General features: G+C 43.3%; 15 protein-coding genes. 8 read left to right on the forward strand and 7 right to left on the reverse strand.

The features are described 5' to 3' along the window. Positions 1–253: 253 nt before the first annotated feature. Both I1A42_RS01480 and rsmC read left to right on the forward strand, forming a co-directional pair. Positions 254–1339 (forward strand): AI-2E family transporter, encoded by a 1086-nt coding sequence (locus I1A42_RS01480; protein WP_161153870.1) that lies wholly within the window; start codon positions 254–256, stop codon positions 1337–1339. Between the two features lie 106 nt (positions 1340–1445). After that, complete coding sequence (rsmC, locus tag I1A42_RS01485; RefSeq protein ID WP_196122447.1) at positions 1446–2471, forward strand: 16S rRNA (guanine(1207)-N(2))-methyltransferase RsmC; 1026 nt, start codon at positions 1446–1448, stop codon at positions 2469–2471. A gap of 89 nt (positions 2472–2560) precedes the next feature. Here rsmC and I1A42_RS01490 read toward each other — a convergent pair whose 3' ends face one another. The 7 genes from I1A42_RS01490 to hrpB all read right to left on the reverse strand — a co-directional run bounded on the left by I1A42_RS01490 (position 2561) and on the right by hrpB (position 14935). Beyond that, positions 2561–3790 (reverse strand): ammonium transporter, encoded by a 1230-nt coding sequence (locus I1A42_RS01490; protein ID WP_161153868.1) that lies wholly within the window; start codon positions 3788–3790, stop codon positions 2561–2563. A gap of 29 nt (positions 3791–3819) precedes the next feature. Then, complete coding sequence (gene glnK, locus I1A42_RS01495) at positions 3820–4158, reverse strand: P-II family nitrogen regulator (RefSeq protein ID WP_161153867.1); 339 nt, start codon at positions 4156–4158, stop codon at positions 3820–3822. Between the two features lie 216 nt (positions 4159–4374). Beyond that, positions 4375–4746 (reverse strand): YacL family protein, encoded by a 372-nt coding sequence (locus tag I1A42_RS01500; RefSeq protein ID WP_161153866.1) that lies wholly within the window; start codon positions 4744–4746, stop codon positions 4375–4377. 147 nt (positions 4747–4893) lie between these two features. After that, complete coding sequence (gene acnB / locus I1A42_RS01505) at positions 4894–7491, reverse strand: bifunctional aconitate hydratase 2/2-methylisocitrate dehydratase (protein WP_196122449.1); 2598 nt, start codon at positions 7489–7491, stop codon at positions 4894–4896. Between the two features lie 251 nt (positions 7492–7742). Next, positions 7743–10013 carry a patatin-like phospholipase family protein gene (locus I1A42_RS01510; protein WP_161153913.1) on the reverse strand — a complete coding sequence of 757 codons (2271 nt, stop codon included), beginning with the start codon at positions 10011–10013 and terminating at the stop codon, positions 7743–7745. A gap of 123 nt (positions 10014–10136) precedes the next feature. Then, positions 10137–12473 (reverse strand): penicillin-binding protein 1B, encoded by a 2337-nt coding sequence (gene mrcB, locus I1A42_RS01515; protein ID WP_196122451.1) that lies wholly within the window; start codon positions 12471–12473, stop codon positions 10137–10139. Next, the gene (gene hrpB / locus I1A42_RS01520) at positions 12470–14935 is read right to left on the reverse strand and encodes an ATP-dependent helicase HrpB (RefSeq protein WP_196122453.1); all 2466 of its coding nucleotides are present in this window, start codon (positions 14933–14935) and stop codon (positions 12470–12472) included. The genes mrcB and hrpB overlap by 4 nt, the downstream gene beginning before the upstream one ends. A 117-nt stretch (positions 14936–15052) precedes the next feature. Here hrpB and sfsA point away from each other — a divergent pair, with 117 nt between their 5' ends. The 6 genes from sfsA to panB all read left to right on the forward strand — a co-directional run bounded on the left by sfsA (position 15053) and on the right by panB (position 20278). After that, complete coding sequence (sfsA, locus tag I1A42_RS01525) at positions 15053–15811, forward strand: DNA/RNA nuclease SfsA (protein ID WP_196122455.1); 759 nt, start codon at positions 15053–15055, stop codon at positions 15809–15811. A 122-nt stretch (positions 15812–15933) separates the two neighbouring features. After that, positions 15934–16380: an RNA polymerase-binding protein DksA gene (gene dksA, locus I1A42_RS01530; protein WP_161153861.1), complete on the forward strand. Its 447-nt coding sequence runs from the start codon at positions 15934–15936 to the stop codon at positions 16378–16380. A gap of 252 nt (positions 16381–16632) precedes the next feature. Beyond that, entirely contained in the window at positions 16633–17502 is an 870-nt protein-coding gene (gene gluQRS / locus I1A42_RS01535; protein ID WP_161153860.1) for a tRNA glutamyl-Q(34) synthetase GluQRS, read from the forward strand. Positions 17503–17614: 112 nt separating this feature from the next. Continuing rightward, positions 17615–18976, forward strand: coding sequence for a polynucleotide adenylyltransferase PcnB (gene pcnB / locus I1A42_RS01540; RefSeq protein WP_196122458.1), 1362 nt, complete (start codon positions 17615–17617; stop codon positions 18974–18976). Then, positions 18973–19455 carry a 2-amino-4-hydroxy-6-hydroxymethyldihydropteridine diphosphokinase gene (gene folK / locus I1A42_RS01545; protein ID WP_196122460.1) on the forward strand — a complete coding sequence of 161 codons (483 nt, stop codon included), beginning with the start codon at positions 18973–18975 and terminating at the stop codon, positions 19453–19455. Before pcnB ends, folK begins: the two co-directional genes overlap by 4 nt. A 28-nt stretch (positions 19456–19483) precedes the next feature. Continuing rightward, positions 19484–20278, forward strand: a complete 795-nt coding sequence (panB, locus tag I1A42_RS01550) for a 3-methyl-2-oxobutanoate hydroxymethyltransferase (protein ID WP_196122463.1) — start codon at positions 19484–19486, stop codon at positions 20276–20278. Positions 20279–20281 lie beyond the last annotated feature (3 nt).

Consider the following 20281-nt stretch of genomic DNA (forward strand, 5'->3'; position numbering starts at 1 on the left):
ATATACCTATAAAAAACTCTAATGCCAATTCACAACCACTAGAACGGCTAAAATGGCAATGGCTGTGCCTAACCACGGAATACGACGCTTGGGTCCGTTTTTCCCTTCACAACATTTTTTGTTGTCACAACATCCCATAGCCCCTCCTTGCACATTGCTTCATGATCAATTTATGTCCATTATATACATTATTTTTAGTAGATAACTGCTCTACATCAACGTCGTTGAATGAAAACCCATTGGGATACCTATCGTGCCAGAAAAAATAAGAATATCCTCCAGCCATTGGTTGCTAATTATCGCTCTATTGGCGGCCGCGTTTGCTTGTTATTTACTTATTGAACCTTATATTAACTCTATCGTGATGGCTTTTATCATTTCGATGTTAATGTTCCCCATTCATAACCGTATCGCGACAAAACTCCCGAAACATCAAAATATCGCGGCCTTGATATCATGTTTCATTTTAACTGTTATCGTCGTATTACCTTTACTCACGGTATTTGGAGCCATTGTTCAGCAAGGCTCAAAATTTTCGCAAAGCTTGTATCACTGGGTAACACATGGCGGTATTCAAGCTTTCTTCAATCACCCGCTCGTTGATAAAGCATTCAACTTTGCTAACCACTATCTCCCTTTTGACTCATTAACACCGCAACAAATAAGTGAAAAATTAGCGAATTTCTCGACGTCTTTTGGTACTAAATTAGTGGGAATCAGTGCCAAAGTGTTAGGTGATGCAACAAATTTCATCATGGACTTCTTCCTGATGCTATTTGTGCTGTTTTTTGTTTTGCGAGATAACGACAAAATTATTGGCTCTTTGCGCCATATCATCCCGCTATCGCGTAGCCAAGAAGATCGCTTACTTACTGAAATAGAACAAGTATCTAAATCTGCGGTCATGGGATCGTTCCTTACTGCTATCGCGCAAGGATTCGCTGGCGGTATAGGAATGTGGCTTGCAGGTTTCCCTGGGCTATTTTGGGGAACAATCATGGGATTTGCCTCGTTTATTCCTGTCATCGGGACCGCGTTAGTCTGGGTGCCAGCAACCATTTACCTTTTGGTCACTGGGGACATTAATTGGGCAATCTTCCTCGCTATTTGGAGTATTGCCATTGTCGGTTCCATCGACAACCTATTACGCCCATTCTTAATGCAAGGAAGTGGCGGAATGAATACTCTGATGATCTTCTTTTCACTCTTAGGTGGTATTCAGCTATTTGGTTTAATTGGTTTAATATATGGTCCACTCATTTTTGCCATCACGGTTGTTCTGTTCAATATGTACGATGAAGAGTTTCGATCATTTCTTAGCTGGCAAGACAAAAACTAATCTATTTTGAAGGGCGCATGATGCGCCCTTTTCTTTTCAATCAACGCTTCAAGCGTTGATTGCTTTATGCGAAAATCGGCCACTTCTGAATAACACTGGAATCACCATGTCTCAATACACAGCACCAAGCCAAATTGCTCAGCGCCAGATTGAATATTTCGCAGGTAAACATGTTTTAGTCGCCGGTGAAGCTGAAGATCGCTTCCCTGCTGAACTAGAAAAACATTGTGAATCCGTACAGATTTTTACGACCAATTATGGCTATCATCGCCAATGGTCGGGCCATAAATCTATTACTAGTTTTTTTGGTGCTGAACTCACCCAAGACACACCTGCTGATTTAGTTCTTCTGTATTGGCCCAAAGCCAAACAAGAGGCACAATACTTATTGGCTATGTTATTTGCCAAATTAGGTGTTAATACTGAAATTGTTGTCGTAGGTGAAAATCGTTCTGGGGTCAAAAGTATTGAGAAGATGTTTCAACCCTATGGCATCGTGAATAAGTATGATTCTGCCCGCCGCTGCTCGTTTTACTGGGGCCAGTGTACTCAGGAAATACCCGCATTTTCATTAGATGATTGGTTTAAATCTTATCAAGTTAGCTATCAAGAACATGAGATCACCATTCGTAGTTTGCCCGGCGTATTTAGTCATGGCGAATTTGATATTGGCAGTCGCCTATTACTCGATACGCTCCCAACTCTGAGCGGTAAAGTACTGGATTTTGGATGTGGTGCAGGAGTCATTGGCACGGTCATGGCGACCTTAAATCCTAATATTGAATTACACCAATGCGATATTAGTGCCTTAGCCATTCGTTCATCCCAAGAAACCCTGAAGGTTAATCATTTGCAAGGCCATGTTTTTGCATCAGATGTTTACTCCGATACCGAACAAGATTATCGCTACCTAGTGACAAACCCTCCATTTCATTCTGGGTTAGATACCAGTTATCGTGCAACTGAAACGCTGCTGGCACAAGCTCCATCTGTATTAACAAACCGAGGAGAACTCTTTGTTGTTGCTAATAGTTTCTTAAAGTACCCACCAATTATCGAACAGAGCTTTGGGCATTGTGAAATACCAGCTAAAACCAATAAATTCACTATCTATCATGCGAAGAAAAAGTAAGGTTAAACATTACCTTACTTTCTGGTAACAACGAATAGACATAAAAAAAACCTGCCAACATGGCAGGTTTTTTATTGTAGAAGCTTATATTACTTAACAGTAACAAACTCTGGGTAAGCATCGACACCACAGTCGTGAATATCCATACCTTCCATCTCTTCTTCTTCAGAAACGCGGATACCCATTGTTGCTTTTAGGATGCCCCAAACTACCAAGCTAGCAATAAATACCCAAGCAAAGATAACAACAGCACCTAGGATTTGCGAACCAAATGAAGCATCAGCATTACTTAGTGGTACCGCAAGAAGACCTAGTAGACCACATACACCGTGTACTGAAATCGCACCCACTGGATCATCAATTTTTAGTTTATCTAAAGTGATGATGCTAAACACAACAAGAACACCAGCAACCACACCAATCGCAACAGACATCAATGGTGATGGTGATAGAGGATCCGCAGTGATTGCAACTAGACCAGCTAACGCACCGTTAAGAATCATAGTTAGGTCAGCTTTACCCCAAGTAGTCTTACATACAAGCATTGCAGCAATTGCACCAGCCGCCGCAGCCGCATTGGTATTTAGGAAGATTTGACCAACAGCAGTGGCATTCTCAAAGTTAGAAAGAGCAAGTTGAGAACCACCATTAAAACCAAACCAGCCAAACCATAGGATAAAGGTACCTAATGTTGCTAATGGCATGTTTGAACCAGGAATTGGGTAAACTTCACCGTTTTTACCGAATTTACCTTTACGAGCACCCAGTAAAATCACACCAGCTAATGCTGCGGCAGCACCTGCCATGTGCACAATACCAGAACCAGCAAAGTCACTAAAACCAGCTTCTGAAAGGAAACCACCGCCCCAAGTCCAGTAGCCTTCTAGTGGGTAAATAAATGCGGTCAAAATAACTGAGAAAATGAGGAATGACCAAAGTTTCATACGTTCAGCAACTGCACCAGAAACTACTGACATAGAAGTCGCAACGAACACAACTTGGAAGAAGAAATCAGATTCCAATGAGTGATCAGCACCGTCAGCTTGAGTCCCAATTAATGAACCGAATGATGGCCACCAACCACCGCTAGTATTATCAACGTACATGATGTTGTAACCAACAAACAAGTACATGGTGCACGCTATCGCATAAAGTACAAAGTTTTTAGTTAAGATTTCTGTGGTGTTTTTAGAACGAACTAGACCAGCTTCAAGCATTGCAAAACCTGCTGCCATCCACATCACTAATGCGCCAGAAATCAAGAAAAAGAAAGTGTCTAATGCGTAACGTAATTCTGTTACTGTAACCGACAGTTCCATATAAGCTTCTCCGTCCTAGAAAATAACTATTAAAGGGCTTCCGTGTCCGTCTCGCCTGTGCGAATACGAACTGCGTGGCTCAAATCATAAACAAAAATTTTGCCGTCACCGATTTTACCGGTATGTGCGGCTTTAATTATCGCTTCAACTACTCGATCTACGTTTTCAGCTTGAGTAGCGATTTCTATTTTTACCTTAGGTAAGAAGTCCACTTGGTACTCCGCACCGCGGTAAAGTTCTGTATGACCTTTTTGACGACCGAAGCCTTTCACTTCAGAAACAGTCATACCTTCAATGCCCACATCAGCAAGTGCTTCGCGAACATCGTCAAGTTTAAATGGTTTAATGATTGCATTAATCAGTTTCATCGCGTCCTCTCCAAAATCCAAAATTCTGTCATCCACTTTCAGACTTTCTAATCCAAGGTGCGTGCCAACTTTTTAAGCCATTGATATATATAAAATTTAAAAAGGAAATAGCCTAAAAAACAAAAAAGCCGCACCACTAAGGTGCAGCTTTTTCCCTATAATAAAGCGCTATACCGACCACTCACCATCTGAGTGCATCATCTTGGACAGCGTGATTTAATATCGAGCAATGAACGTTTTCCACTGTTCGAGAAGGGACTCAAAATCTTCCAAACCACATTGTGCGCTACTTTCACTTTCATAAAGTGAAAACTCGCTATCAATATCTTCTTCAAAGCCAGCCATCATGGTATTTTCCTGCACAGTGACTTCAGAGTCACACAGCAGTAAGGAAATCTCTTTTCCAGACCATTTAAGCTCATTTGCTGGATATTGGTGCGCTTGTTCGATCAACTGAAAAATATGATCGATCTTTGTGCAATCGCGACCGATCTCCTCTTGAAGCCACCTTCCGACTATTTGATGTTCCATTGAACATTTAACTTGGTACTCGCCGAGTAAGGTATTTTTTGTAAATTCGAATTCCATAATTGCTGTTATTAGTAATAAATCGCGGAGAGTATATACCGAAAAGGCAGCAAGATGCAGTGTCATTCACTCAGCCATACACATTATGCTCCTACAAAAAGAGGCCGCTCAATGCGACCTCTTTACTCGTTTGAAGATAACGCTCTATTAGGCAGATGCTTGGAAAATAACAGTATCGGCTTTATCGGTATATTGTCCCATTAGATGGAAGTTGAGATATCGATAAGTATCAGCGGCGGTTGCATCTATCTGTTTCGCATATTCCATATATTCTTGTGCCGTTGGGATACGCCCCAAAATAGCGCCAACAGCAGAAAGTTCTGCTGATGCCAAGAATACATTGGCCCCATTACCTAAACGGTTCGGGAAGTTACGCGTTGATGTCGACATTACCGTTGATTTATCCGCAACACGGGCTTGGTTACCCATGCATAACGAACATCCTGGAGTTTCAATACGAACCCCAGCACGACCAAAGATACCGTAATAACCTTCTTCAATCAGTTGGTCTTTATCCATTTTAGTTGGCGGAGCAACCCATAAACGAGTGGTTAACTGACCTTTGAATTTATCCAATAGTTTGCCAGCAGCACGGAAATGACCAATGTTTGTCATACAAGAACCAATGAACACTTCATCAATGCCTGTACCTGCAACATCAGACAATGTGCGAGCATCATCAGGATCGTTCGGTGCACATAGGATAGGCTCTTTAATTTCGTTCATATCGATTTCAAGAACATGAGCGTAATCAGCATTTTCATCGGCTTCCATCAAGCTTGGGTTATCTAACCAATCTTGCATCGCCTTAACTCGTCGTTCAATGGTACGACGATCGCCATACCCTTCTGAGATCATCCACTTCAACATAGTGATATTAGAGTTTAGATACTCAGAGATGGATTCTTTAGACAATTTCACCGTACAACCGGCCGCTGAACGTTCAGCTGAAGCATCGGATAATTCAAATGCTTGCTCTACTGTTAGATGTTCTAGGCCTTCAATCTCAACGACACGACCAGAGAACTCATTAATTTTGCCTGCTTTTTCAACAGTCAAAAGGCCATTTTTAATCCCGTAATAAGGAATTGCATGCACAAGATCGCGCAAGGTAATTCCTGGCTGCATTTTACCTTTAAAACGGACTAATACAGACTCAGGCATATCTAAAGGCATTACACCGGTTGCAGCGGCAAACGCAACAAGGCCTGAGCCAGCAGGGAAAGAAATCCCTAATGGGAAACGCGTATGTGAGTCACCACCAGTACCCACCGTATCTGGGAGTAACATACGGTTGAGCCACGAGTGGATAATACCGTCACCAGGGCGTAGCGATACCCCACCTCGGTTCATAATAAAATCGGGCAAAGTATGGTGGGTTTCAACATCAACCGGTTTTGGATAAGCCGACGTATGACAGAAAGACTGCATCACCAAATCAGCAGAGAAACCTAAACACGCTAAATCTTTCAACTCGTCACGAGTCATTGGCCCTGTGGTATCTTGTGAGCCAACTGTGGTCATTTTCGGTTCGCAGTAAGTTCCCGGGCGGATACCTTCAACACCACAGGCTTTACCCACCATTTTTTGAGCCAAACTGAAACCTTTCCCGTTATCAGAAACAGGGATAGGACGAGTGAATACGGTAGAAGGTTCTAAACCTAATGATTCTCGTGCACGATCAGTCAAACCACGACCAATGATCAAAGGAATTCGACCACCCGCACGTACTTCATCAAGAATAACGTCAGTTTTTAATTTAAACGTAGAAAGTACATCACCCGTTTCATGGTTACATACCTTTCCTTCATATGGATAAACATCAATGACATCACCCATATTTAATTTGGAAACATCAAGCTCAACGGGCAAGGCTCCCGCATCTTCCATGGTGTTGAAAAAGATGGGTGCAATTTTTCCACCAAGGACATAGCCACCAGCGCGTTTATTAGGGACATAAGGAATATCTTCGCCCATAAACCACAACACAGAGTTAGTCGCTGATTTACGTGATGACCCCGTACCAACGACATCACCCACATAAGCGAGTTGATGACCTTTTGCTTTAAGAGCTTCGATCTGTTTAATCGGGCCAATATTGCCAGGATCATCAGGATTAATACCTTCACGCTCATTTTTTAACATCGCGAGGGCATGAAGAGGAATGTCGGGACGAGACCAAGCGTCAGGTGCTGGAGATAAGTCATCGGTGTTCGTTTCACCAGTCACTTTAAAAACGGTAAGAGTCACTTTATCGGCCAGTTTTGGTTTTTCTAAAAACCATTCGGCATCAGCCCAAGACTGCATGACCGTTTTAGCCGCAGAGTTACCTGCTTTTGCTTTTTCTTCAACATCGAAGAAAGCATCGAACATAAGCAGAGTGTGCGATAACGCTTTTACTGCGATGGGAGCCAATTTATCGTTATCTAATAAATCGACGAGTGGGGCAATATTATAACCACCTTGCATTGTTCCAAGCAGCTGCGCCGCTTTTTCTGGACTAATCAAAGGCGAAGTCACTTCACCTTTTGTCACAGCAGCAAGAAATCCTGCTTTTACATAGGCCGCTTCATCAACACCAGGTGGAATGCGATTTTCAAGTAAATCAACAATAAACGCTTCTTCACCTTTGGGAGGGTTTTTCAGCAATTCAACAAGTCCTGCAACTTGTTCTGCATCTAAAGGTTTTGACACAACTCCTTCAGCGGCACGCTCTGCGACGTGTTTACGGTAGGCTTCAAGCACGACATATTCCTCTCATTGCGGTCCACTCTGGTTATTTTTGAATAGAGAGTGGACATCCTTGGAAACTTAGACTCCCTATCAGATTGAGCGTGTTCTTCATCCATTTTTGCAGAAAAACAGCACTCTAGAGAGGCTAAACTTTGGTCGACAGACTAGCAAAACTAACTATATTTTAAAATCTACTCACATTGATCAACATATCAAGTTACGCCTAAACATGCATAATACATGTGGATTTTAGACTTGGATCGCTACTCAAAGCTTGAACCAATGATTAAGTAGACTGAGCTATAATCTTGCTCTGTACGTCCATATCCGAACATTATCGGTCCAATGGGCGAGTCAACACCAGTAAACAGCGAGCCGGCTGCATACAGAGGCGCTGAACTCACATCTTCATCTGGGTCTGACCAAACTCCACCATATTCTAACGAAGCGCCCAGATAGACGGGCGACGTGAACAGGCCAAAGTCATTATCAAACCAACGATAACGATAGACTAAACTAGCAAACGCTTTATTCTGCCCAATCAGGCTATTACGCGGAATACCAGACAGGTTCAAAAAACCACCTATGGTTTTAGGGTCAATCGGGGTTGAAGTGTTTTTACTCTTCACTTGCCCGTAATCGATATGGCCAACTAACGTATGCCGATCAAAGCTATGAGCTAAGATCAGTTTAGTCGACAATTCGTTGACCGTATCAATACTATCTGAAATTAGACGCTGATCCCCATCGTAAATCTCATCATGTGAGAATAAGTATTCTAAATTAAAGTAAATACCGTCGGTTGGAAGTGCATAATTATCTAAAGTATCAATCCGGTAGTTTAAAAATATGCCCGCACGTTTAAAATTAGCATGCCCATAAGAAGGTAAAGTGGAATACTCCGCGTTTCCTTGAATCAATCGCCCACCAATCTGAGCTTCCTGCCATAAATTGCGTTGATAACCGAAAGCAACCTCACCACGCCACTCCGTGTATTCTAAGGCATAGTAGTTTTCGGTCGCTTGCAAGGAGGTATCGTCAAACCCCGTTAAAGGTACACTTCGTTTATCAATGCTATAGCGTACAGATGAGGTAAAGAAAGTCTTCTGTCCAGAAAAAAGCGGCGAGTAAAATTCTGCCTCAATGAGTTTGTCGGTTCCCATATTAAAATTCAGCGTCAACTCTGCGCCTTGTTTATTAATATCGGTGAAGTTAGTCGACATACCGATTGAATATTGACTATCACTATTAAAGTCATCTTCTAAAAAGAAACGAAAGTTGGCGTAATTAGGCCCCCAAGATTTCTCTTTAACATTAACAATCAAATCATTTTCATCATTACTGTCATCATATTCGTAACTGACTTGTTCAAAACGATCGAGTGCATATAAGCTTTCAACGCTCTGCTCAACTTGATCTTGCGGAATAACTTTACCTGATTTTAGGTCTAACCGGTTTTCTAGAAGTTCATTACTATAGTGAGACATATTATTGATAACGACTTTATCTACCTTCATGTCACTGCCGCGTTTCAGGAGCTTTCGTCGTTTCATTTTCTCCGCCACATAAGCCTGATAAGCTTTAGGGGATAACTCAAAAGACTTAAATTTTTCTTTGTTAGCCATGACCGCCTGATACCCTTTTTTAAAGGCTTGCGGCATTTTATTGAATTCTGTTGTTTCCATCATGCCGACATCTGGATGCAACAACACATCTACATCGGTCAGTGTGTCGGCTTGTTTTTGAGTCGAGCTGCGAACCAAATAATTAGATAGCTGGTCAGCGATGGAGAAAAAATTGGTAAAATCTTCAGAATCTTTATAGTCAGTACTGATATCAACAGCAATGACCTTATCTGCGCCCATTTTACGAGCAACATCGACCGGCATATTGTTAGTGACCCCACCGTCAACTAACCAATGACCATCGAGTTCATAGGGCGGCAATGCACCAGGTACAGACATACTTGCCATCATCGCATCAACCAAATAACCATGATCAAGCACCACTGGCTGCAATTTGGTTATGTCAGTAGCAACCGCACGATACGGAATCACTAAATTATCAAAGGATTTAAACGGCAATAAATTATGGGTGCTTTGGCGCAAAATTTTCAGCATGTTTTGTCCCTGCACTACGCCTTTCGGAGCACGGATCTCTCCCCAGCGAATACCTAAATCTGTATACAGTTGATAACGGTCTTCATGTTCTTTGTCCCTAACCCGACGTTCACTTCGGTCAACACGATCGCGATAACCTTCGTTCCAATCAATCGAATTAACCATAGTTTCAATTTGATCAGCATCCATACCTATCGCATAGAGGCCTGCGACATAAGCGCCCATGCTTGTGCCGGTGACAATATCAACCGGTACATGTAATTCTTCTAAGGCTTTCAGTACCCCAATATGCGCTGCACCTTTTGCTCCTCCCCCCGCTAATACCAAAGCAATTTTAGGGCGCGAACTATGCTGAACATGGTCAGTAGCTGCTAGATCGGCTGACCAAACTGAAAAAGCGGGTAATAAACACATTGCAGCCAACACATAGCGGTTCAACAACTTCACTGAAAATCCTTAGAATAATTAGAATATAAGGTGGGATATTACCCGTTGAGGTATGACTGTAGTCAGTCATACCTCAAACAATATTAAAAATTACCACTGAAATAAACGCTTAAGCCAATTAGAGGAACCTTGCTGGCACTGCTCTTTCCATTGACCTTTATCATCCCAAACCGGTAATTTCAGTTCACTGGCACAATCGACACGTAAATCACCATCAGAGGTTTTATCAAACCCTATCGTGCTGATTTCATTTGGCCAAGGCAAGACTAATTTCTGCGGGATACGACGATCGAGATAATCCGCATAAATTCGTAAAGCACCGCTTGCACCAGTTAAATAAGTGGGCTTATTGTCATCTCGTCCAACCCAAATGGTTGTCACCTCGCGACCATCAACGCCGACAAACCAACTGTCTCGAGTATCACTACTGGTGCCCGTTTTTCCAGCTAACGCAGCCCAAGAAAAATGATTCTGTAAATAGCGGCCAGTTCCTTCCAGCACGCCTCGTTTCATCGCGTACGTCGTTAACCATGCAGCCTGTTGTGGTACCGCCTGTGAAACTTTAGGGATAGATTGATACAGAACATTGCCTTTCAAATCCAATACAGAACGCAATGCCGATAGTGGTGCTTTTCGCCCTGAGTTAGTAATGGTCTGGTACATCTGGGCTACTTCCATTGGTGTTAACGTAAATGAGCCTAGGAACATACTTGGCACTGGACGAATCTCATGGTGAGGTACACCTAATTTCACTAAGGTATCCACAACATTTTCGATACCGAGAGACATACCCAGTTCGACTGTTGGTACATTCAATGACTTCGCTAACGCTAAATAAAGAGGCACATCACCGCGATAACGACGATCAAAGTTACGTGGCGACCATACGCTGCCTTCATTACCTTTCAACGTCAACGGTTTATCATGCAATGTTGTCGCTAAGCTGAATTTATCAGGTTGAGCTAACGCGGTTAAATACACAGCCCCCTTTGCCAAAGAGCCAATTTGCCGGCTCGCATTTAACGCTCGGTTAAACCCGTCATAACCTACCCGTTTTCCGCCAACTATAGCGCGAATTTCGCCGGTATTACGATCAACGGCAACAGCAGCGGCCTCTAATTCTTTGCCACCATGACGAGTTAACTGAGGAACCTTATGCTTTATTGCTCTTTCCAAATCCACCTGTGAAACAGGGTCTAAGGAAGTAAATACACGTAAGCCTGTTTCAGATTTAAAGGCATCCCCCACCTTATCATGCAATTCAATCGACAACTGCTGGAAGTAGGCAGGCTGACGGCTAGCAATATGCGGATGTTTCTGTACATCCAGTGGACGAGAAACGGTTTCTTCATATTGCTTAGCGGTAAGAATATCTCTTTCCATCATAAGCTTGAGTACTAGATTACGTCGTTCTCGCGCACGTTCAGGATAACGAACAGGATTATAATAAGAGGGACCTTTCACCATCCCGACCAAAAGAGCGATTTGATCAATACGCAGCTCCTGCAGAGGTTGCCCAAAATAGAGTCGCGAGGCTAACCCAAAACCATGTACTGCTTCACTGCCATTTTGCCCCATATACACTTCATTCATATACGCCTGCAAAATGCGATCTTTGCTATAACGATAATCAATGATCAAAGCCATATAGGCTTCACGCAATTTACGCCAGATGGTCCGATTATTAGATAAGAATATATTCTTAGCCAATTGCTGGGTTAAGGTACTGCCACCCTGCACTGTATGGCCTGCACGTAAGTTAACTAGCATTGCACGCAAGATTGCTAATGGTGCAATACCATCGTGCTGATAAAAATGGCGGTCTTCTGTGGTCAGTAGAGCATCGACCATAATTTCTGGGAACTGATCCCGGCGCAGGAATAAACGTGTTTCCGGAGTATTTTTCTCCAACATACCAAGCATCTTAGGGTCAAGACGCAAATAACCAAGTTCCCCACGTTTTTCTAGTGATTGAATATGGGTTAAACCACCATCATCAAACGTTAGCATCACGTGGCGATCAGGCTCGGGGCCATCAGCAAATTCAAAGGGACGACGAATTAATTCAATACGGCTAGAAGAAGCGGAATATTCTCCTGGATAGTGTGGTTGACGAACCTTACGGTATTTCAATACATCCAGTTCATTGCGGACCTCTTCCAAACTGATGTCCATACCGGGTTCCAGTTGCAAGATACGAGCATATACCACCGTAGGTAACTGAAAAAGTTGTCCGTCAAATCTCTGCTTGATGACACTGTTTAGATAAATACCAACAAACAAAAGCACCGCTGCTACGGCAATCGAAAGTTTCCACCCGATGCTCCATAACTTACGCCATATTCCTTTTTTTACCGGTTGCTTGTGGCTGGCAGCTTTGTCTTTTGACTGCTTTTTGCTGTTTTTCGGTGTTGTTTTTTTAGTCATGAATTCAATTGTCGTTTTGTTTTCGTTGTCGCTACGTGATTCGCCGGATCATCAGGCCAAACATGTTTGGGATAACGTCCTTTCATCTCCTTTTGCACCTCGCGATATGCACCATGCCAAAATCCCGCGAGATCTTGCGTGACTTGCAAAGGTCTTTGCGCCGGAGACAGTAATTCCATTACAACTGTTTGTGTTCCTTGAGCAATCACTGGTGATTGTTTTTCACCAAAAACTTCCTGCATTCGAACTGAAAGTACGGGTGACATGCCTTGCTGATAGCGAATCTTTTTCTTTGTTCCTGTCGGCATTTGATGATGAGTAGGCAGCCATTCATCAATCTTTTGATTAAGAGGCCAACCTAAGCGAGCACTTAACGCTTCTAGAACCGATACTTTGTGCAATTGCTTGGCTGAAGTACACCCCAGTAAATAAGGCGCTAACCAGTCGTCGACGCTAGAGCGTAGGCTATCATCATCCATCGCAGGCCATCCCTCGTGTGGTAACCACTCAATACCACACCTCACTCGCTCTAACCATGCCAAGGTATCCTGTGTCCAATTTAATACGCCTAATCCTTTGCGTGAGACATAATTGAGCAAAGCTTGCGTCATTTTTTCCTTACTGGGCTCAGGGAGCGCAATGCGCTGAATGACGAGTTGACCCATTTTGGTCTGTTTCTCAGCGGTAAGTCTGCCTGATTTATCATCCCAATCAACCACTTCACTAGTTTTAAATAAAGCGCCAAAGGTATTTTCTAGCTGTTGAATATCCAGTGCTATTGCTGAAAAAATTTGACTAGCCTGCTGTTGATGACGCATTAACTCAGTCACCACTAAATAGTGCTCATTAGCTAATGGCTCACTTTCATGAATCCACGCACCGTGGCCGTTACTTAAACGGAATTGGCCTAATGAATTATCGCGTAACTGAGCAATGCGATCAGGATAAGCCATCGCCACTACCAGCGAGAGTTGACTAGCCGTCACCGTTGCAAGGTTAAATTCGTTATCACAGGCAAAACACAATTGTTGGGCCCGTTTATACAACCATGATGATTTAGGATGGCGTTTTTCCTGCCAGCGATACAAACTATGGCTGATATCAAGACTATTTTTTTCCGGCTCTTCTAATAAGACAGCCGCAGCCACAGCGGCAGAGAAATACAGGGGATCATCTTGAACCTGCAGCAGCATCGCCGCAGTGCGCGGAGGCAAACCGAGTTGATGAGCATCTTGCCCCATAGCCGTTAATTGATAATCTGAACGCATCAAGCATAATTGCTGAAGTAACTCTCTTCCCTGCTGTAACGACGCTTTAGGTGGCGTATCTAGCCAAGATAAACTGGTTTCATCCGTTGTTCCCCATGCAGCTAATTCCATCGCTAACGGAGCCAAATCACTTTGCAAAATTTCAGGCGTGGGAACTTTCGGTTGCTGCTGATACTGACTTTCACTGTAGAGCCTAACACACAGGCCGGGTTCCAAACGTCCAGCCCGCCCTGCTCTTTGTTGTGCAGAAGATTGAGCTATCTTAGTTTCTTGAAGGCGGGTAATGCCTGTTTTTAAATCAAAACTGGCGGTACGTTCTAAGCCGGAATCAACGACTAAACGAATGCCTTCTATAGTTAATGAGGTCTCTGCAATATTGGTAGCCAATACCACTTTTCGCCGACCATCTTTAGCCGGTGAAATCGCTTTTTGCTGTTGCTTGAAATCGAGCTGCCCATAAAGAGGACATACATCGACAACATCATCTAATGTTCCTAACAGTTGCTCTTCTACCTGCTTAATCGCACTAACCCCGGGCAAAAAGGCCAATAGCGACCCTTGCTCAGAATTGAGCAGAGAGCGAATCAGTTTGACCATAGCTGGCGCTAAACGCTCCCCCTGCTTGATAGGGTTATAACGCAGTTCGACTGGATATTGCCGACCCGATGATTCCACATAAGCCGATTCTGGGAGCAACCGACCCAATGCCTGTTGATCTAATGTAGCGGACATGACAACGATTTTTAGATCGTCTCTTAATACCGATTGAGCTTCAAGACTCAACGCTAACGCAGTATCTGCATGAATACTGCGCTCGTGAAATTCATCAAAAATGACCATGTCCACGCCATCAAGCTCAGGGTCATTCTGAATCATGCGTGTCATGATGCCTTCTGTCACAATTTCAAGCTGAGTCGCAGATGATACCTTTGTTTCACCACGGACTCGAAAACCAACACGTTGCCCGACAGGCTCATTGAGTTGCTTTGCTAAATAAGCAGCAATATTTCTGGCCGCCAAACGTCTTGGCTCCAACATGATAATTCTTCCAGAAATACAACCCGATAAAAGTAATTGCAATGGAAAATAAGTGGATTTACCTGCGCCAGGCTCCGCTTTTAAAATGACTTGAGGACGATGTGTTATCTGTTCAATTAACAACGGTAATACATCGGCGATAGGCAATTGTGACAAGTCACGCTCCTTATGCTTAAATGACCAGACTATTGTACAGAAAAACAGTATATACCCAAACTTTCGCAAAATAAGCGGGGGATATGTCATCCCATATATCCGTATCAGGCTACTGAAATGAAATTTATTCCACCATTAAAAAAAGCCAAATTAATCAAACGCTATAAACGATTTTTGGCGGATGTTGAAACGGAAAGTGGCGAGCAGTTTACGCTTCATTGCGCCAATACCGGCGCAATGACTGGCTGTGCGGAGCCAGGTTCGACGATTTGGTACTCCACCTCAAACAATCCAAAACGAAAATATCCACATAGTTGGGAAATAACCCAAACCGCCCAAGGCGATAAAATTGGCATCAATACCTCTCGTGCAAATCAATTAACAGTGGAAGCTATTGAAAATGGAACTATTCTAGAACTACAAAACTATGATCAGCTCCACACTGAGGTGAAGTACGGGATTGAAAATAGTCGGATAGATATACTACTGACCTCTCAAACTGAACCAAAATGTTACATCGAAGTAAAAAGTGTTACTCTGCTAGACGATAATGTGTTGGCAGTAGAAGAAAAATCGGAGTTAAGAGGACAAGGCTTCTTTCCCGATGCTAAAACGCTTCGCGGACAAAAACACCTTAGAGAACTGACTGAGATGGTTAAAAATGAGAGCAGGGCCGTACTTTTATACGTTGTTTTGCATTCAGGGATTGAAAAAGTCTCTCCTGCTCTCCATATAGACGCGGAATATTCGCGATTGTTAACAATGGCGCAAGAAGCTGGAGTAGAAGTACTATGCTACAAGGCAGCGTTTTCTGAAAATGAGATTCAACTAGAGTCTCGTGTCGAATTCGTCCCTCATACAGCAAAAAACTGTTGATATCTTCACATTGACGATAAGTTTGCTAATGAATGATTGCCACTCTGTCTTCTTTTTGCTATAGATACCCGCCTTAATTTAACTGCTATCGCAGTTGACTAGGTGTTAGTAGGAGATGCTGTATGCTTGAGTCCAAAAAGAAAACGCTAGGCATCCTAGCCATTGCTGGTGTTGAACCATATCAAGAAAAACCGGGTGAAGAGTACATGTCACCTGGCCAAGTTGAACATTTTACTAAAATTCTTGAAGCATGGCGTGACCAGCTCAGGGCCGAAGTAAACCGTACCGTTCACCACATGCAAGACGAAGCGTCAAACTTCCCCGATCCTGTTGACCGTGCGTCACAGGAAGAAGAGTTTAGCTTAGAACTGCGTAACCGTGACCGTGAGCGTCGCCTGATCAAAAAAATTGAGAAAACACTCGATAAGATCAAGGATGAAGATTTCGGGTACTGTGAATCATGTGGCGTCGAGATTGGTGTTCGTCGCTTAGAAGCTCGCCCTACAGCTGATTTATGTATCGACTGTAAAACGCTAGCTGAGATGAAAGAAAAGCAAATGCTAGGATAAAATCCAATTGAAAAGGGAGCGTAATGCTCCCTTTTTTATTACTAAAGCGGTGCCAAGCAAAACTTTAGTAATGTCCTCTTAGCTTCTCCCATCAGGGCAGAAGCCAGGTTCTCTGCACCCTCAAAGATTTCTCTTCTCTGTATATCGCGATGGATACATTCCCCAAGCTATCAGGTCAATGGGTTTTATAGCTGCATCATGGTCTTCATTTCGCTACAATGGCGCGTCATTATAAAGGTGTAAGTTACAAACATGAGTTATATTGGTCGCTTTGCTCCCTCTCCATCAGGGCTATTACACTTTGGCTCTTTGGTAGCAGCACTGGGTAGCTACTTCCAAGCACGTTCACAGCAAGGAAAATGGCTGGTAAGAATTGAAGACCTCGACCCACCAAGAGAAATGCCTGGGGCAGCGGATAAAATTCTTCGAACGCTTGAACGTTATCAGCTGCATTGGGATGGTGAAGTGGTATATCAAAGCCAACGGCATCACTTATACCAGCAACAAATTGATACTTGGTTAGAAGAAGGGCAAGCCTATTTTTGCGAATGTACACGCAAACAAATTAAGGCGTCTGGAGGATATTATTTAGGAACCTGCAGAAATAAGCGTTTAACTCACAGTGATCATTGTTCTGTGCGACTGCGTATGGATAACCCGGTTGAGTCATTTATCGATTTAAGACAAGGGGAAATTCACATCCCTAAAGCACTCGCGCATGAAGATTTCATTATCAAACGACGTGATGGCTTGTTTGCTTATAACTTAGCGGTAGTGATTGACGATATTACTCAAGGTGTCACAGAAGTAGTACGCGGCGCAGATTTGATAGAACCAACGGGTCGTCAAATCAGTCTCTATCATACACTTCATCAGACACCGATTAGCTACTTACATCTACCTTTGGCTGTCGATGAACATGGGAATAAGTTTTCCAAACAGAATCATGCGACAGCAATAAGTGATGACCATCCTAAACAGGATCTACAACGGGCCATGAAGTTTTTAGGTTTTGATTTACCTGAAGATTTTTCAGATTTAACCGTAGAAAACATGATCGACTGGGGATGTAGAACGTGGTGCCTACAACAGTTACCATCAGAGATCAAGATCATCGCATGATTCTCAAATGGCACCGTCTAGGCTATTATTAGCCGCAAATTCGTCCTGTTCCCCCTCGTGTCACGTGAAGTTCACGAACGAAATGGGTAACACCAATCATTGTCAGATGCACATGAATAACAACGATTTACAACAACGCGGACACCGCGTATACCCAAACTTAGCTTTGAACATTATCACGCGCCAAGAGCACTCTGTTTCTCGCCAGTTGATCAGTGAAAATGCGCTAAAAGTGTTGTATCGCTTACATGGTGCTGGGTACGAAGCCTACCTTGTTGGAGGCGGTGTTCGTGATTTAATGCTCGGCGGTACACCAAAAGATTTTGATGTAGCGACAAATGCGACTCCAGAACAAATTCGTCAGTTATTTCGTAACTGTCGCTTAATCGGTCGCCGCTTTCGTCTTGCCCACATCATGTTCGGTCGCGATATTATAGAAGTGGCGACCTTCCGTGGACACCATCAAGAGCAAAATACTCAGTTATCCGTACAATCCGATCAAGGTATGTTATTACGTGATAACGTATACGGCACCAAAGATGAAGACGCAGAGCGTCGTGATTTCACTATCAATGCAATGTATTACAACATTGCCGATTACAGCATTCACGATTACGCAGGTGGCGTCGAAGATTTAGAAGATCGCTTGGTTCGACTTATTGGCGATCCCGAGACTCGCTATCGTGAAGATCCGGTACGCATGCTGCGTGCAATTCGTTTTGCAGTAAAACTAGATTTTGATATCGAAGAAGATACTGCAGAGCCTATCGAACGCCTCGCTTATCTATTAAGTGATATTCCAGCGGCACGCCTTTACGAAGAATCCTTAAAGATGCTGCAATCGGGATACGGTTTAGAAACCTATCACTTGATGCGCGAATACAATGTTTTTGAACAGTTGTTCCCTGTAATTAGTGAGCATTTCACTCCTGATTACAGCTCAAATACCGAACATATGCTGGATCTCTCATTGGATTCCACCGATATTCGCGTTGAAGAAAACAAACGCATTAATCCCGCTTTTATGTTCGCAGCGATACTCTGGTATCCAATGATCGAACGTGCTAATAAATTGGTAGAAGAAACCAATATCAATTTCTATGATGCCGTGATGGAAGCGAGTAACCAAGTACTTGATCGAGTAGTAAAACGTATTGCGATTCCACGTCGTCATACGGCAACAATTCGCGAAATTTGGCAGTTACAACTGCGCTTACCTCGTCGTAATGGTAAACGTGCTTTCCGTTTAATGGAGCTAAATAAATTCCGTGCAGGCTTTGACTTCCTAAAAATGCGAGGTGAAGTCGAAGGGGGCGAAATTAAAGAATTGGCCTTGTGGTGGGATACATTCCAATCAGCAGGACGCAATATGCGTCAAGCGATGGTAAATGACCTCAATCAGGCTAGCACGCAAAAGCCACGAGCTCGTCGTCGCAAACCTGCGAACAAAAAAAAGAGCAAAACTGAGTCATGATCACAGTATATATTGCGGTAGGCAGTAATCTTGGCGAACCTGTTGCACAAGCAAACGAAGCCATCGAAGCACTAAAATCGTTGCCTCGCTCAACGTTTATTGCCACATCCTCTTTGTATAGCAGTACGCCAATGGGGCCACAGGATCAACCAGACTACATCAATGCCGTGGTGAAAATTACAACTGAGCTTTCACCACTGGAACTATTAGATTGCACACAGTCAATCGAACAACAACATGGTAGAGTACGTAAAAAAGAGCGCTGGGGTCCTCGTACGCTTGATCTCGATATCATACTCTACGGTCAGGAAGTGATTGAAAACGAACGCCTGACGATCCCTCACTATGGAATGAAAGTACGGGAATTTGTCCTTTATCCTCTGGCAGAAATAACCTCTGAGTTGTGTCTACCAGATGGAACCGCACTAAAGGATCTACTGGAAGCAGTACCGCTAAATGGGCTTAAAATCTGGCAATAGTCAGCGCCTTATCTAGTAAGGAACAGTAATGAAAAAAATCACAATAAACGACCTAATGAAATGGAAACAAGAAGGTCGTAAATTTGCGAGCGTCACGGCCTACGATGCCAGCTTCGCTCAACTATTTGAAAGCCAGGAAATGCCGGTTCTTCTTGTCGGCGATTCTTTAGGCATGGTTTTGCAGGGTGAAAATGATACCCTGCCCGTCACAGTAGAAGATATTGCCTACCATACAAAAGCTGTGCGTAAAGGTAGCCCAAATGCCTTACTCATGGCCGATATGCCGTTTATGAGTTATGCAACGCCAGAGCAAGCTTGCCAAGAAGCAGCTAAGCTCATGCGTGCTGGTGCTAACATGGTAAAAATTGAAGGTGGTGGTTGGTTAGCAGATACCATAACGATGTTAACTGAACGCTCTGTACCTGTCTGCGCTCATTTGGGGCTAACCCCTCAAGCAGTGAATATTTTTGGTGGTTATAAAGTACAAGGCCGAGAACAAGATCAAGCTGAAAAAATGCTTAATGATGCTCTGGCACTCCAACAAGCTGGCGCACAAATTGTGGTACTTGAATGTGTACCAGCCGCTTTGGCTGAAACGATCACAAAAGCGTTAGATATTCCTGTCATCGGTATTGGTGCTGGTAATCAAACTGATGGTCAAATTTTGGTAATGCACGACATGTTTGGCATTTCCGCAAATTATATGCCTAAGTTCTCTAAGAATTTCTTAGTTGAAACTGGGGATATGCGCCAAGCTGTCGCAAAATACATCGCCGATGTTGCCAGTGGAGAATTCCCTGGTTTAGCACATACCATTGCTTAAGGA

Source organism: Vibrio nitrifigilis (genome assembly GCF_015686695.1).
GTDB lineage: Bacteria > Pseudomonadota > Gammaproteobacteria > Enterobacterales > Vibrionaceae > Vibrio > Vibrio nitrifigilis.

What these genes read in the sequence shown, in the direction of transcription:
- rsmC (WP_196122447.1), top strand. Translation starts at nt 1,446, where the DNA reads ATGTCTCAATACACAGCACCAAGCCAAATTGCTCAGCGCCAGATTGAA.
- I1A42_RS01490 (WP_161153868.1), bottom strand. Translation starts at nt 3,790, where the DNA reads ATGGAACTGTCGGTTACAGTAACAGAATTACGTTACGCATTAGACACT.
- glnK (WP_161153867.1), bottom strand. Translation starts at nt 4,158, where the DNA reads ATGAAACTGATTAATGCAATCATTAAACCATTTAAACTTGACGATGTT.
- I1A42_RS01500 (WP_161153866.1), bottom strand. Translation starts at nt 4,746, where the DNA reads ATGGAATTCGAATTTACAAAAAATACCTTACTCGGCGAGTACCAAGTT.
- I1A42_RS01510 (WP_161153913.1), bottom strand. Translation starts at nt 10,013, where the DNA reads ATGTGTTTATTACCCGCTTTTTCAGTTTGGTCAGCCGATCTAGCAGCT.
- mrcB (WP_196122451.1), bottom strand. Translation starts at nt 12,473, where the DNA reads ATGACTAAAAAAACAACACCGAAAAACAGCAAAAAGCAGTCAAAAGAC.
- sfsA (WP_196122455.1), top strand. Translation starts at nt 15,053, where the DNA reads ATGAAATTTATTCCACCATTAAAAAAAGCCAAATTAATCAAACGCTAT.
- dksA (WP_161153861.1), top strand. Translation starts at nt 15,934, where the DNA reads ATGCTTGAGTCCAAAAAGAAAACGCTAGGCATCCTAGCCATTGCTGGT.
- gluQRS (WP_161153860.1), top strand. Translation starts at nt 16,633, where the DNA reads ATGAGTTATATTGGTCGCTTTGCTCCCTCTCCATCAGGGCTATTACAC.
- pcnB (WP_196122458.1), top strand. Translation starts at nt 17,615, where the DNA reads ATGAATAACAACGATTTACAACAACGCGGACACCGCGTATACCCAAAC.
- folK (WP_196122460.1), top strand. Translation starts at nt 18,973, where the DNA reads ATGATCACAGTATATATTGCGGTAGGCAGTAATCTTGGCGAACCTGTT.
- panB (WP_196122463.1), top strand. Translation starts at nt 19,484, where the DNA reads ATGAAAAAAATCACAATAAACGACCTAATGAAATGGAAACAAGAAGGT.